Here is a 13,595-nt window from a genome sequence, read left to right as displayed (position 1 = left end):
TACAGGAGCGGAGAGTTACAGCTTCTCGATGACGTAGTCGATGCACGCCGTCAGCGCGCGCACGTCCGCCGGGTCGATCGCCGGGAACATCGCGATCCGCAGCTGGTTGCGGCCCAGCTTGCGGTACGGCTCGGTGTCCACGATCCCGTTGGCGCGCAGCACCTTCGCGACCGCCGCCGCGTCGACCTCGTCCGCGAAGTCGATCGTCCCGATGACCTGCGAGCGCTTCGCCGCGTCCGCGACGAACGGCGACGCGTACTTGGACTCCTCGGCCCAGCCGTACAGCGCGTCCGAGGACTCCTTCGTCCGGGCCACGGCCCAGTCGAGACCGCCCTGGCCGTTGATCCACTTCAGCTGCTCGTTGAGCAGGAAGAGGGTCGAGAGCGCCGGGGTGTTGTACGTCTGGTTCTTCAGCGAGTTGTCGATCGCCGTCGGGAGGGAGAAGAACTCCGGAATGTGCCGGCCCGACGCGTGGATCTTCTGCGCCCGCTCCAGAGCGGCCGGGGAGAAGGCCGCGAGCCACAGGCCGCCCTCGGCGGCGAAGGACTTCTGCGGGGCGAAGTAGTAGACGTCCGACTCGGTGATGTCGACGGGCAGACCGCCCGCGCCCGAGGTCGCGTCGACCAGGACGAGCGCGCCCTCGTCGGCACCGGCGACCCGCTTGATCGGGGCGGCGACACCGGTGGAGGTCTCGTTGTGCGTGTACGCGTAGACGTCGACGCCCGCCTCGGCCACCGGCTCCGGGTGCGTGCCCGGGTCGGAGGGGATCACGGTCGGCTCGGCAAGCCAGGGAGCCAGCTTGGCGGCCTTCGCGAACTTGGAGGAGAACTCGCCGAAGGTGAGGTGCTGCGACTTGTTCTCGATGAGACCGTGGGTCGCGACGTCCCAGAAGGCGGTGGAGCCGCCGTTGCCCAGGATCACCTCGTAACCCTCGGGGAGCGAGAAGAGGTCGGAGACGCCGGCACGCACTTCGCCGACCAGGTTCTTGACCGGGGCCTGGCGGTGGGACGTGCCGAGGAGAGAGGAGCCGGTCGCGGCCAGGGCGTCCAGCGCCTCCGTACGCACCTTGGAGGGGCCCGCGCCGAAACGGCCGTCGGCGGGCTTGATGTCAGCGGGAATCTGGATCTCAGCCACGAGGCGGAGAGTATCGGGTCGGGAAGGGACCGGTCGCGGGATGTCCGCCGGATGAGACGAGGACTGAGACATCCTGGCGTTGTGGGAACACACGAGGATCATGCGCCCGCCCTCGCCGCGGAGCTGCGCGCCGCCGTCGCCGGAGACGTCGACTTCTCCGTCACGGCGAGGGCCCTGACGACGATGGACGCCTCCAACTACCGCCGTGTGCCGGTCGGTACGGTCGCGCCGCGCGACGCGGACGACGTGGCGGCGGCCCTGGAGGTGTGCCGCGCCCATGGCGTCACGCCGGTCGTCGCGCGGGGCGGCGGCACCTCCATCGGCGGCCAGGCCACCGGCACGGGCGTGGTGCTCGACCTCACACGGCACATGGGCGGGATCGTCTCCATGGACCCGGAATCGCGCACGGCCGTCGTCCGGCCGGGGCTCGTCCTCGACCGGTTGCGGGAGGCGGCGAGGCCGTACGGGCTGACCTTCGGCCCCGATCCGTCGACGCACAGCCGCTGCACCCTCGGCGGAATGATCGGCAACAACGCGTGCGGGGCGCACTCGGTCGCCTGGGGGACCACGGCGGACAACGTGCGCTCGCTGGATGTGGTGACCTATCGGGGAGCGAGGTTGACACTCGGCCGGGACGGGCAGGGCGCGCCGCCCGGACTGAAGGAGCTCGTCGACCGCCACCTGGCCCTGCTGCGGACCGGCTACCCGGCGGGCCTGCCGCGCCGGATCTCCGGCTACGCCCTCGACGCGCTGCTTCCGGAGCGCGGGACGGACGTGGCCCGCTCCTTCTGCGGCAGCGAGGGCACGCTCGGGGTGGTGACGGAGGCGACGGTCCGGCTCGTCCCGCTGCCGGCCGACCCGGTCCTCGTCGTCCTCGGGTACGCGGACGAGAGCGCGGCGGCGGAAGCGGCGGCGGGACTGCTCGTGCACGAGCCGCTGACGGTGGAGGGCATGGCCGCCGACCTGGTGCGCGGCGGCGCGGCGGGGCTGCCGGAGGGCGGGGCGTGGCTGTTCTGCGAGGTGGACGGGGAGGGGGCGGCCCGGCGGCTGGTCCGGGCCGCGGACGCCGTCGACGCGGCGCTGGTGTCGGACCCGGCCGGGCAGCGGGCGCTGTGGCGGATCCGCGAGGACGCGGCGGGGACGGCGACGCGGATGCCCGACGGCGCGGCGGCGTGGCCGGGGTGGGAGGACTGCGCGGTGCCACCGGCCAGGCTGGGTGCGTATCTGCGCGAATTCCGTTCCCTCCTTGCGGAGTTCGGCCTCCGGGGAACTCCGTACGGGCACTTCGGGGACGGCTGCGTACACGTCCGGATCGACTTCGACCTGTGGACGGGCAAGGGGGTGCGGGACTTCCGTCGCTTCTCGGAGGCGGTGGCGGACCTCGTGGTCGCCCACGGCGGCTCGCTCTCCGGCGAGCACGGCGACGGGCAGGCGCGGGCCGAGCTGCTGCCGAGGATGTACGGGGAGGAGCTGGTCGGCCTCTTCGGTGCGGTGAAGGACGTGTGGGACCCGGACGGGGGCCTGAACCCGGGGATGCTGGTCCGCCCGAAGCGGCTGGACGAGGGGCTGCGGTTCGAGGGGCTGCCGCTGGTGGGCGTGGGGCGGGAGGCGGCGCGGTGCGTAGGGGTCGCCAAGTGTCGCGTGGAAGGCCCGAGTTCGGGTGCGACGGTGATGTGCCCGTCCTACCGCGCGACGGGGGAGGAGAAGCACTCCACGCGGGGGCGGGCGCGGCTGCTGCACGAGATGGCGCTCGGGGAGGTGATCACCGACGGGTGGCGCTCGGAGGAGGTCCGGGAGGCCCTCGACCTGTGCCTGTCCTGCAAGGGGTGCCGCAGCGACTGCCCGGTGGGCGTCGACATGGCCGCGTACAAGGCGGAGTTCCTCGACCGCCACTACACGGGACGGCCCTTCGCGCGCCCCCGCTCGCACTGGACGATGGGCGGGCTGCCCCGGTGGCTGGACCTGTTCGGGCGGGGCGTGAACACGGCGACGCGGCTGCCGTTCGCCGCCCGTCTGGCGGGGGTGACACCGGAGCGGGCGCTGCCGAGGGTGGCGGACCGGACCTTCGTGTCCTGGTTCGGCGAGCGCGGCTCGCGCCGCCCGCCGGCCCTCACCCTGTGGCCGGACACCTTCACGAACCACCTGGCCCCGGAGGTGGGCCGCGCGGCGGTGCGCGTCCTGGAGGACGCGGGCCTGGGGGTGGTTCTCCCGCCGGGCCGGGTCTGCTGCGGCCTGACGTACGTGTCGACGGGCCGGCTGGGGGCGGCGCGGAAGGTGATGCGGCGGACGCTGGACGTGGTGGGGGGCGCCGGGGGACCGCTGGTCGTCCTCGAACCCTCCTGCGCGGCGGCCCTCCGCACCGACCTGCCCGAACTGCTGCCGGACGACCCCCGGGCGGCGGGTCTGGCGTCGCGGGTCGTGACCTTCGCGGAGGCCCTGGAGACCCTGGCCCCCGACTGGACCCCACCGCGCCTCGACCGCCCGGTCACCGGCCAGACCCACTGCCACCAGCACGCGGTCCTGGGCGACGGCCCCGACCGCCGCCTCCGCGCCCGCGCGGGCCTCACGGGTGAACTGTCGGGCGGCTGCTGCGGTCTGGCGGGCAACTTCGGCTTCGAACCGGACCACTACGCCGTCTCGGTCGCCTGCGCCGAGGACCAGCTCCTCCCGGCCCTGCGCACGGCCCCGGAGGGGGCGGAGATCCTGGCGGACGGCTTCTCGTGCAGGACCCAGATCGGCGACCTCACGGCCGGCCGGGCGCGACACCTGGCGGAGGTGCTGGCGGAGGGCTTGGAGGAGGGCCGGGAAGGGTGACTCGTACACTCGCCTCGCCAGTAGCGGCGCGCGACGAGGTCCTCCGGAGGATGGTCATGTTCAAGGTCAACGAATACTTCGACGGTACGGTCAAGTCGATCGCGTTCGAGCAGGAGCAGGGCCCGGCGACCGTAGGCGTCATGGCGCCGGGTGAGTACGAGTTCGGCACGGCCGCTCCGGAGACGATGCACGTGGTCAGCGGCGCCCTGACGGTGAAGCTGCCCGACGCCGGTGACTGGGAGACCTTCGAGGCGGGCACGCGGTTCGAGGTCCCGGGCGACAGCACGTTCCAGCTGAAGGTCGAGGTCGCGACCGCGTACCTGTGTGAGTACCGCTGACCTGGGGTTGCTTACGCGTTGGGGGCGGCCCGGCACCGCGAGCTTCTGGTGCGGCCGCCCTCTTTCCGAGTGTGAAAAGGCGGCCCCCACCACCGCGTCAAGGGCAAGTCGGCGGAGCCGATGGGCTACGCCCACCCTTTGACCCGGCGGCGGAGGCCGCCTTTTCACACTCGGAGGGCGGCCTGGGGGCGTGGCCACGCGGGCGGTCCGGGCAGTCCACTGCGCCGTAGGCGGGTGTGGGGTGGGGGCTCGGTTTGTGGTGGGGGTGCGTGGGCGAAGCCCCCGGTCTGGGGTGACGGATTGCAGGGATTGTCGGCCTGGAGGTGGTGGGGGCCTTGGGCGGTGGTCACCGTTGGGCGGTGGTGCTGGCCCCGTCGAGTGTCTCCCGGATGATGTCCGCGTGGCCGGCGTGCTGGGCCGTTTCCCTGATGAGGTGGAGCAGGATCCGGCGTACGGACCAGTAGACGGTCTCGGGCGGAGACCACGGAGTCCTGGGCAGGGGCACGCTCCCGCCCAGATCGGGCAGGCCGGTCAGGGCGTCTTCGGTCATCCGGACGGCGGCTGCGTACTGCTCGAGCAGCCCGGCGAGTGTCTCGCCGTCCGTCATGCGGTACTGCTCCATGTCGAGCATGCCTTCCGGCATTTCTCCGTCACCTTTGGCGATGATCTGCGCCCAGACCTGCTCGGCGCGGGTGAGGTGCTTGAGGATCCCGCCCAGGGTCAGTTCGCTCACGGTCGTGCGCTGCATGGCCTGAGAGTCGCTGATGCCTCGGAGCGTGATCAGCAGCAACTCCCGCTGCTCAGCCAGCGCATTCAGCAGTTCGCCGCGCTCGCCTTCGAGGGGAGGGAGTGTGGTCGGGTTCTCCGGGGAAGTGGTCATGCGTCGACGGTAGGGAGCATGTAGGTCGGAGTGTGTCCTCAATCCCGACTCCGCGCCCGGGTCCCCCACCGGTGCTCGCACGAGAGCGCGGAGGCGCAGGCGTGGGCCCGGCACGTGTGGGGGTCGCTGCGGCGTGAGGCCGGGGCAACTCCCGTTTCCTGAGCGGGAGTCCCGGTACCCTCGGCCGTATGGAGCGAACTGTCCCGTCCGCGTGCGGGCGGCTCGTGCTGCGTGAGCTCGTCGGCGACGACGTGTCCGCCGTGCACGGCGTCTACGGCTCCGAGGCCGCGACCGAGCACCTCAGTTTTCCGCCTCGGTCCCTCGGCGAGGTCCGGGGGATCGTCGAGCGGTCGATGGTCTCCGCGCGGGTCGTTCCCCGGGAGGAGTACGCCCTCGGGGTCGTCGAGCGGGACACGGGCGTGCTCGTCGGGTTCGGGCGGCTCGCGGTCGATCCGCATCAGCAGCGCGCGGCGACCATGGGGTTCGCGCTGCGGCCCGAGTCGTGGGGCGTCGGGTACGGGCGGGAGACCGTCGGGCTGCTGCTGGCGCTGGCCTTCGGGGAGCTCGACCTGCACCGGGTCTGGGCCGCGCGGGCGCCCCTCAACACCGCCTCCGCGCGGACGCTGCTCGCCGCCGGGTTCGTGGAGGAGGGGCGGATCCGGGGACACGTCCACGTCCGGGGCGCCTGGCGGGACTCGATCACGTACGGGATCCTCCGCGAGGAGTGGGAGGGGCTCGGGCCCCGATGGGGGATCACTCCCCGCTGACGATCTGCCGGGCCATCGCGACCAGCGCGTCCGTCGCCGGGTGCGGGAAGGCGTCCCGCCAGGCCAGGACCACCGGCAGCGGCGGCGCGTCGGACAGAGGGCGGTAGGCGACGCCCGGGTGCGGGTGGAGTGCGGCGGTGGAGGCGGAGGAGACGCCGGTGCCCCGGCCCGCGGCGATCGCGGTGAGCCAGTCGTCGGTGTTGGCGACGGTCAGGGTGGCCGCCGGGCGGGCGCCGGGCGGCCAGAGCGCGAGGGTGGTCGTGCCGGAGACGGTGTTGAGGACGATCGTCTGGGCGGTCAGGTCCCCGAGGGCGAGGCCGGGGCGGTCGGCGAGCGGACTGTCGGCCGGCAGCGCGGCGACCCGCTCCTCCGTGGCGAGCTCCTCGGTGACAAGGCCGGGCGCGTCGACCGGGCCCCTGAGCAGCGCCGCGTCCACCTCGCCGCGGGCCAGCCCGGCCGTGCGGTCGTCGATGCGGAGGAGTTCGAGCGGGGTCTCGGGGTGGAGGCGCTGCCAGCGCCGGAGCAGGGGCGTGGTGTACGGGCCGAAGGCCGACCAGGCGTGCCCGAGGCGCAGGGGGCGGTGCCGGAGCCTGGCCGGGTCGACGGCGGCGTCGAAGGCGGCGAGGGCTGCGGCGGCCCTGTCCTGGAAGGCGCGGCCCTCGGCGGTGAGCGCGAGATGGTGGGTGGAGCGGTCGACGAGCCGGGCGCCGAGGTGCGCTTCGAGTGCGGCGAGCGTGCGGGAGACGGCCGGCTGGGTGAGGTGGAGCCGGGCGGCCGCCCTGGTCAGGCTGGGTTCCTCGGCGATGGCGAGGAAGCAGCGGAGGTGGCGTAGCTCGATGCTCATGTCGTCGGAGCATAACCGCAGCGCAATCGGCATTTCCGGTGCCGCGCGGGTGCTCGTAGCGTGAGAGGGGAATCCTGGCGGGAGTAGATGACGGGTTCAGTGTGTTGTACTAGCGGTGCAGTTGGATGAACTGGCCGTGGTGTGGTTCGTGTGCAGTGGAGGAGTAGCCCGGTGAACAGTCCGGTCAAGGATGCGCCGCCGGTCGCCGTGACGGTCGAGGCCCTGGGGGCTCCCGCGCCCGGGAGGGCCCGCCGGTCGCTCGGCCCCGTCGCCCTGGTCGTCGCGGGCGGGCTCTCCGTCCAGTTCGGCTCGGCCGTGGCCGTCCTCCTCATGCCCCGCGCGGGGGCACTCGGCGTCGTCACCCTCCGGCTCGTGCTCGCCGCCCTCGTCCTGCTGGCCGTCTGCCGGCCCAAGGTGCGCGGCTACAGCCGGGCCGACTGGGGCACGATCGTCGCCTTCGGCACGGCCATGGCCGGGATGAACATCCTCTTCTACCAGGCCGCCGACCGGATCCCGCTGGGCGCCGCCGTGACCCTGGAGGTCCTCGGCCCGCTGATCCTCTCGGTGGTCGCCTCGCGCCGGGCGGCGAACCTGCTCTGGGCCGGACTCGCCCTCGGCGGCGTCGTCCTGCTCAGCGGCGGCGGCTTCGACCGCCTCGACCCCGTCGGTGCGGCCTTCGCGCTCGCGGCGGGCGCGATGTGGGCGGCGTACATCGTCTTCAGCGCCCGCACCGGCCGCCGCTTCCCGCAGGCCGACGGGCTCGCGCTGGCCATGGCCTTCGGCGCCGTCCTCAGCCTGCCGCTGGGCATCGCGGAGGCGGGCGACAAGCTCCTCGTACCGTCGACGGTCCTGCTCGGCCTGGGCGTCGCGCTGATGTCCTCGGTCCTCCCGTACACCCTCGAACTCCTCGCCCTGCGCCGGCTGCCCGCACCCACCTTCGCGATCCTGATGAGCCTGGAACCGGCCATCGCGGCGGCGGCGGGCTTCCTCGTCCTCAGCCAGGCCCTGTCGGTCACGGACGCCCTGGCCATCGCCCTGGTCATCGGGGCGAGCATGGGCGCGGTCCGCATGCAGGCCCGCGCGGCGAAACAAGCCGACTGACACGCGACCGGCCGTCCCGTCCCTAGACTCCGCACGTGATCGCCGACCTCCAGTGCCTCGTCATCGACTGTCCCGCGCCCCGCGCGCTCGCGGATTTCTACCGCCAGGTCCTGGGCGGGGAGGTCGACCGGCCGGACCCCCGCTGGTCCCTCGACGAGGCCTGGTCCACGCTGCATATCCCCGGCGGTCTCGTCCTCTGCTTCCAGGGCGTCACCGACCACCGGCCCCCGACATGGCCGGACCCCGAACGCCCCCAGCAGGCCCACCTCGACTTCGGCGTCCCGGACCTGGATACGGCCCACTCCCACGTCCTCGCCCACGGCGCGACCGTCCTGGACGAAGGCCCCGCCACCCGAAGCTGGCGCGTCTACGCCGACCCGGCCGGCCACCCCTTCTGCCTGGTCCGCCACTGAGGCCGCGCGCCGCGGTGGCCCGATGCTTGTGATCTTTGGCTTCCGGCCTGTTTCGGGCGCGCGGCCCCGCCTCGGAGGATGAGGGTGTCGTCGGACGTCGTCGGACCTTACGAGGAGGGGAGCCGGTCATGGCCCTGGAGATGCGAGACCGTTGCGAGCGCTGTGAGACCGCGGTCCTGACCGTGGACGGGCCCGCGCGGATCTGTTCGTACGAGTGCAGCTTCTGCGTGCCGTGCGCCGATGCCATGGACGGCGTGTGTCCCAACTGCGGGGGCGAGCTCGTCGCCCGCCCGCGGCGCGCTGTCGGGTAGCTCCCCGGCGCGGAATTCTCTGGTGCGTACGGGAGTTGATCACGGCATGACGAAGCCCGCCGCACCCCGAGCCCTGTCCGACGACGCGCTCTCCGAGCTGCTGAGCACGCAGCAGTTCGGCACCCTCGCCACCAACAAGAGCAGCGGGCATCCGCATCTCACCACCATGCTCTTCCACTGGGACGCCGCGGAGCGCGTCGTGCGGTTCTCCACCACGGCCGACCGCGTCAAGGTCAAGCAGATCCGGCGCGACCCGCGCGCCGCCGTGCACGTCCCCGGCGGGGACGTCTGGTCGTTCGCCGTGGCCGAGGGGGAGGCCGAGGTCTCCGAGGTCACGACCGTCCCGGGGGACGCGACCGGGCGTGAACTGCTCGCGATGGTGCCGGAGGCCGCCCGTCCGCAGGGCGAGGCCGAGGCCGCGTTCCTGGAGCAGCTGGTCGACGAGCGCCGGGTGGTCATCCGGCTGAAGGTCTCCCGGCTGTACGGGACGGCCCTCGACATCAGCGGGTGAGGTGCTCGGGGTCCCGGGAAAATTCTTCCGGGATCCCGTCACATCCTCGTTCCGCCGTCCGTCAGTGCTGTGAAGACACCGACCAGGCAGACAGCACCGAGGAGCCCGCCATCATGACGAACACCTCCCCCTCCATCTCCCGGATGTCCAACCCCGCCGAGTTCGTTCCCGAGCTGAACGACATCAGCGCCGCCCTCTTCCGGGCCACCGGCAACCAGTCCGTGCCGCGCACCACGATGAACCTCGTCCACCTGCGCGCCGGGCAGATCGTCCACAACACGTACCTGACCATCCTGAACACCGGGTTCCTCCGCAAGGCGGGGCAGTCCGAGGAGCGCATCACCGCCGTCTCCTCCTGGCAGGACGCCCCGTACTTCACCGACGCCGAGCGCGCCGCACTCGCCCTCGTCGAGGCCACCCTCCAGCCCGCCCCGCACGGCAGGGAGCGCGTCTCCGACGAGCTGTACGCCGAGGTCGCGAAGCACTACGACGAGAAGGCGCTGGCCACCCTCACCATCGCCATCGGGCAGATCAACTTCTTCATCGCCCTCGCCGTCATCGGCAAGCCGCAGCCGGTCACCTCCCTCGCCGACGAGCAGTGGGACTGAGCTCGGAGAGATCGGTGTGGGGTTGGGTTGGGGGTGGGGCCGGTGTGGGGTTGGGGTGACGCTACGCCGCGGCGGTCTCGCCCTTCTCCCCCCGGCCTTCGCCCTCCCCCCGCGGCGGCGCGGGGCGGCAGGGTGGCGGTGGGCCCGGGCGGGGCGGGGACGCGCGGCGGGCCGGCGGTACGGGGCGGGCCGGCGGTGGGACCGGGCGCGGCGGGAGCATGTGGGCGTCGATGTAGGCGAGGGCCGCCGTGTTCCGTTCGTGGGGCGGCCAGGACGCCACCCACGTCCGGAGCCGCGCGGTGATACGGGCCCGCTCCGCTTCGTCGAACCCGCCGCCGAGCAGCAGCGCGTGGCAGCGGCTGACGATGCCGTCGTTGTGCCGGAAGACCGTGGGGTCCATGGAGAACGGCAGCGCGATCCACCTGCGGAGGCAGTCGTCGGCCCACGCCGCCCCGATTCCCGTACGGAACTGCTGGGCCAGCGTCGAGACGAGCGCGTCGAGCACGCCGTTGACGTTCGACGGAGGGCCGTGGCGCTCGGCGTGGTCGAGGCAGAGCTCGACCGTACGGAGCCAGTCGCGGGCCCCCTCCCACGTCCGCACGTACGGCCACACGTGGAACGCGGTGCCCGCCATGCGCGGGACGAGGTCCTCGTTGTCGAGGTTGGTGCGGGCCCAGTGGAGCAGGGCGCGGTAGATCGTCGGGCTCATCAGGCGCTGGCGCAGCACCCACTTGCTGAGGAAGGTGAAGTCCTGCTGCGGGGTGTGCAGGCCCACCCACGTGTCGACCATCTCCCGTATCTCCGGGGGAGTCCCGCCGCGCGGCAGCTGCTTGAGCAGCGAGCCGAGGACGAAGTCGGCGTCCTCGTTGGTGTGGTGGGACGCGAGCCAGGCCCGGGCCGAGGCGACGGCCTTCTCCGCCGTGTCCGGGTCCAGGTCCGTGCGGGACAGCAGGAGCTTCAGGACGAAGTCGGCGTCGTGGGTGTGGGTGTGCTGCTCCAGCCAGGTGAGGGCGGCGGCGACCGCCTTCTCCGACGCGACCGGGTCGAGGTCGGTGCGGGACTGCAGACGGTTGAGGACGAACCGGGCCCCCTGCGTGGCGGCGTGGAGGTCGAGCCAGGTCAGCGTCGCCTCGACCGCCTTCGCCGCCGTTGGGGCGTCCAGGTCGGTGCGGGACAGCAGCGGGTGGAGGACGAACCGGGCCTCCTGGCCGTTGGTGTGCGCGTCGAGCCAGGTCAGGGCCGCCTCGATCGCCTTCGCCGCCGATGCGGAGTCCAGGTCGGTGCGGGACAGCAGCGGTTCGAGGACGAAGCCGGCCTCCTGGGTGGCCGTGTACCTCTCCAGCCAGGTGAGGGCGGCGGTCACCGCCTTCTCCGACGCGACCGGGTCCAGGTCCGTGCGGGACAGCAGGGGGTTGAGGACGAACTGTGCCTCCTGCCCGGAGGCGTGGAGGGCCAGCCAGACGAGCGCGGCCGAGACCGCCTGCTCCGTCTCGCCGGCTTCGAGCTCCGGGCGGTGCAGCACCGGGGCCAGGACGAAGCTCGCCTGTCCGAGCTCGCGGTGCCGTGCCAGCCACGACCACACCGTGGGCAGCAGCAGCCGGGCGCCCTCCTCGGGGAGGTGGTGGAGGCCCCGGTAGAGGAGGTGGCGGGCGGCGATGCGGGAGCCATGATCCGCGAGCCAGGGGCTGACCACCTGCGACCAGCACTGGACGGCCGAGACGGACCAGGGCGCGCCCGAGCAGACCGCGCCGAGGGCGTAGCCGCCGATGCCGTCGTCGGTCCGCAGGACGGCGCCGAGGGTCGTGGCGTGCTGGGTGAACCAGGAGTTCAGGACGGCGGAGACCGGCCCCGAACGGTCCGCGAGCGCCAGGTCGTTGACGACCCGGCCGAGGTTGAGCGCGGCCCGGCCCACCGCGCGGGGGCTCACGAGACACCCGGCGAGCAGGGCGTGCGCCCCGTCCGTGTCGGGCGCCTCGTCCCGCTCGGGCAGGAGGACGGACTCCACGAGCTGGTCGGTGACGAGGTCGTGGGCCACTGTCAGCGTGCCGTCGGGTTCGGTCTCCAGCCAGCCGAGGGAGAGGAGGGTCGAGACCACGTCCTCGGCGCGCGGGACAGCGCCTTGCTGACCGGTGTCTGCCGCGGCTTCCCCAGGCGACCCGGGTGACCCAGGCGACCCGGGCGATCCAGGTGACCCAGGTGACCCATGCGACCCAGGCGATCCAGGTGACCCATGCGACCCAGGTGCCCCGAGGGCCGCCAGGGCCGTCAGTGCCGCGTGTGCCGCCGCCGTCACGTCCTCGCGGGCCTGCGGGCAGGCCGCCGTGGCAGCCGCGGCGGCCACGAGGGAGCGGGAGGCCCGTACGGGTACGAAGACGTGCTCGCGGCCCGGGACGGCCAGGTCGTCCTCGCCGAGGCGGCTCCTCAGCCACCGGGGGATCTCCCCGCCCTCGCGCAGGCCCGTCAGGTCGGGCAGGGACAGGCCCGAGGTGACGCGCCGCTCCACCTCCCGCGCGACGAGCAGCGCGACGATCGGGCGGTGCCCGCAGACCTCCCGCATCCGGCCGATGCCGTACCGCTCCGTCGCCACGGGGGCGAGCGCGTGCAGGGCGTTGTCGGCGACCTCCTTCTGGAAGTCGTCGTCCTGGCGCAGCTCCACCTCGTCGAACAGGTCGTGCAGCTGCCCCCGGTTGGCCTTTCGCAGCCAGCCGGGGCGTACGGACGCGAGGAGCGCGACCGGGATGTCGCGGCGGCGGGCCTCCGGGATGAGGCGGTGCCGCAGCGCCGGCAGGTCGAGCTGCGATTCGTTGAGGTAGTCGACGACGACGAGGACCGGGGTCTGCTCGGCGCAGACCTGCTCGGCGATGACGTCGGTGACGGAGCTGTCCTCGCCCGGCAGGACGTGCAGGACCCGCCAGCCCGCTTCGAGGGCGATCCGGCCCACCTCGATCCCGGCCCGGGTCTTGCCCGTGCCGGCCGCGCCGACGAGCAGGACGCCCCGGTCTCCGGCGGCGACGAGCCGGACGAAGAGGTTGGCGGGTTCGGCCGGGTGGTCGGTGCCGGGGGAGACGAAGGAGAGCTGCTCGGAGGTGAGGTTCCTCTTGAAGTCACCGAAGCCGCTGACGAGTTCGTGCTGCGGGATGACCGCGCGCAGCAGCGGCTCCGGCTCGGGCGGTTCGTCGTCGAGGGGGACGGGCCTGGGCTCGTACCGTACGCCGCCGAGGGCGAGCTGGCGGCACAGGTCCGGGTCGTCGAGGGCGTCGGCGATCGGTTCGGCCTCGGCGCCGGCGATTCCGGCGGCGGGCAGCCGGTGCGCCTGGACCCCGATGAGGAGTCCGCCGGTGGGGGTGAGGAACGCGGCGCCCGACATGCCCCGCCACGGGTCGCCGTCGCCGCCGCCGGGCGGGCGGGGCGCGGTGGTCGTGTACTGGAGGTCGAGCAGCCTCGATTTCAGGTTGGAGCCCAGCAGGACGACCCCCTCGGCCTGGCGGCTGTCCCGCCGGCGCAGGCCGGTGACGCCGGGCTCCTCGGGGCGGGTCGCGAAGGCGGGGAAGCCGATCCCGATGAAGGGCACGCTGCCCGCGCCCTCCGGGAGGACGCCGAAGGACACCGGCTGCACGGTGTCCGTGGGGGTGTCGTCGAGGCGTAACAGCGCCAGGTCCCGGCCGTTCCGGCCGCGCCACACGGGTGTCGCGGACAGTGCGGTGTCCCCGCCGCCGAGGCGGACGGTGCACGTGCCGGGGTCCGGGTCCGGACCGAAGAGGTGGTCCACGGTGAGGACGAGCCGGTGTGCGATGCGGTAGCCGGAGCCGTACTCGGCCTTGCCGTTCCCCGTGACGACGACCTCGGCCACCCGGGCCGTGTCGGGCACTGTCAC

The 13,595-nt window shown here is 73.2% G+C and carries 12 protein-coding genes; 8 read left to right on the top strand and 4 right to left on the bottom strand.

Annotated elements, in window-relative coordinates; translation table 11 throughout:
- Positions 1–15 precede the first annotated feature (15 nt).
- Complete coding sequence (serC, locus tag DEJ46_RS17115; RefSeq protein WP_150267442.1) at positions 16–1,134, bottom strand: phosphoserine transaminase; 1,119 nt, start codon at positions 1,132–1,134, stop codon at positions 16–18.
- A 51-nt stretch (positions 1,135–1,185) separates the two neighbouring features.
- Here serC and DEJ46_RS17110 point away from each other — a divergent pair, with 51 nt between their 5' ends.
- Together DEJ46_RS17110 and DEJ46_RS17105 are read left to right on the top strand one after the other, a co-directional pair.
- The gene (locus DEJ46_RS17110; RefSeq protein WP_150267440.1) at positions 1,186–3,948 is read left to right on the top strand and encodes an FAD-binding and (Fe-S)-binding domain-containing protein; all 2,763 of its coding nucleotides are present in this window, start codon (positions 1,186–1,188) and stop codon (positions 3,946–3,948) included.
- Positions 3,949–4,004: 56 nt separating this feature from the next.
- Positions 4,005–4,286, top strand: coding sequence for a pyrimidine/purine nucleoside phosphorylase (locus tag DEJ46_RS17105; protein ID WP_150274509.1), 282 nt, complete (start codon positions 4,005–4,007; stop codon positions 4,284–4,286).
- Between the two features lie 346 nt (positions 4,287–4,632).
- Here the strand turns inward: DEJ46_RS17105 and DEJ46_RS17100 are convergent, their stop codons facing one another.
- Positions 4,633–5,166 (bottom strand): DinB family protein, encoded by a 534-nt coding sequence (locus DEJ46_RS17100; protein WP_150267438.1) that lies wholly within the window; start codon positions 5,164–5,166, stop codon positions 4,633–4,635.
- A 188-nt stretch (positions 5,167–5,354) separates the two neighbouring features.
- On the opposite strand from DEJ46_RS17100, the gene DEJ46_RS17095 reads away from it, so the two are divergent.
- Entirely contained in the window at positions 5,355–5,933 is a 579-nt protein-coding gene (locus DEJ46_RS17095) for a GNAT family N-acetyltransferase (RefSeq protein WP_150267436.1), read from the top strand.
- Here the strand turns inward: DEJ46_RS17095 and DEJ46_RS17090 are convergent.
- Entirely contained in the window at positions 5,920–6,777 is an 858-nt protein-coding gene (locus DEJ46_RS17090; protein WP_150267434.1) for a LysR family transcriptional regulator, read from the bottom strand. The genes DEJ46_RS17095 and DEJ46_RS17090 overlap by 14 nt on opposite strands.
- A gap of 171 nt (positions 6,778–6,948) precedes the next feature.
- Between DEJ46_RS17090 and DEJ46_RS17085 the strand changes: the two genes are divergently transcribed.
- The 5 genes from DEJ46_RS17085 to DEJ46_RS17065 all read left to right on the top strand — a co-directional run bounded on the left by DEJ46_RS17085 (position 6,949) and on the right by DEJ46_RS17065 (position 9,721).
- Complete coding sequence (locus DEJ46_RS17085) at positions 6,949–7,878, top strand: EamA family transporter (protein WP_411757757.1); 930 nt, start codon at positions 6,949–6,951, stop codon at positions 7,876–7,878.
- 35 nt (positions 7,879–7,913) lie between these two features.
- Positions 7,914–8,291, top strand: coding sequence for a VOC family protein (locus DEJ46_RS17080; RefSeq protein WP_150267432.1), 378 nt, complete (start codon positions 7,914–7,916; stop codon positions 8,289–8,291).
- A 128-nt stretch (positions 8,292–8,419) separates the two neighbouring features.
- Positions 8,420–8,602: a DUF1272 domain-containing protein gene (locus tag DEJ46_RS17075; protein ID WP_150267430.1), complete on the top strand. Its 183-nt coding sequence runs from the start codon at positions 8,420–8,422 to the stop codon at positions 8,600–8,602.
- Between the two features lie 46 nt (positions 8,603–8,648).
- Positions 8,649–9,113, top strand: coding sequence for a pyridoxamine 5'-phosphate oxidase family protein (locus DEJ46_RS17070; RefSeq protein ID WP_150267428.1), 465 nt, complete (start codon positions 8,649–8,651; stop codon positions 9,111–9,113).
- 113 nt (positions 9,114–9,226) lie between these two features.
- A complete protein-coding gene (locus DEJ46_RS17065; RefSeq protein WP_150267426.1) occupies positions 9,227–9,721 on the top strand; it encodes a carboxymuconolactone decarboxylase family protein in 495 nt (164 codons plus the stop codon).
- Positions 9,722–9,782: 61 nt separating this feature from the next.
- On the opposite strand, the gene DEJ46_RS39160 is transcribed toward DEJ46_RS17065, so the two are convergent.
- The gene (locus tag DEJ46_RS39160; RefSeq protein WP_190622700.1) at positions 9,783–13,595 is read right to left on the bottom strand and encodes a hypothetical protein; all 3,813 of its coding nucleotides are present in this window, start codon (positions 13,593–13,595) and stop codon (positions 9,783–9,785) included.

The organism is Streptomyces venezuelae (assembly GCF_008642375.1).
GTDB lineage: Bacteria > Actinomycetota > Actinomycetes > Streptomycetales > Streptomycetaceae > Streptomyces > Streptomyces venezuelae_G.
This window is presented reverse-complemented; position numbering and strand designations above follow the sequence as displayed.

Bases quoted from the DNA above. Each gene is read 5' to 3' on its own strand.
- DEJ46_RS17110 (WP_150267440.1), top strand. From the start codon at position 1,186: ATGAGACGAGGACTGAGACATCCTGGCGTTGTGGGAACACACGAGGAT.
- DEJ46_RS17105 (WP_150274509.1), top strand. From the start codon at position 4,005: ATGTTCAAGGTCAACGAATACTTCGACGGTACGGTCAAGTCGATCGCG.
- DEJ46_RS17100 (WP_150267438.1), bottom strand. From the start codon at position 5,166: ATGACCACTTCCCCGGAGAACCCGACCACACTCCCTCCCCTCGAAGGC.
- DEJ46_RS17095 (WP_150267436.1), top strand. From the start codon at position 5,355: ATGGAGCGAACTGTCCCGTCCGCGTGCGGGCGGCTCGTGCTGCGTGAG.
- DEJ46_RS17090 (WP_150267434.1), bottom strand. From the start codon at position 6,777: ATGAGCATCGAGCTACGCCACCTCCGCTGCTTCCTCGCCATCGCCGAG.
- DEJ46_RS17075 (WP_150267430.1), top strand. From the start codon at position 8,420: ATGGCCCTGGAGATGCGAGACCGTTGCGAGCGCTGTGAGACCGCGGTC.
- DEJ46_RS17070 (WP_150267428.1), top strand. From the start codon at position 8,649: ATGACGAAGCCCGCCGCACCCCGAGCCCTGTCCGACGACGCGCTCTCC.
- DEJ46_RS17065 (WP_150267426.1), top strand. From the start codon at position 9,227: ATGACGAACACCTCCCCCTCCATCTCCCGGATGTCCAACCCCGCCGAG.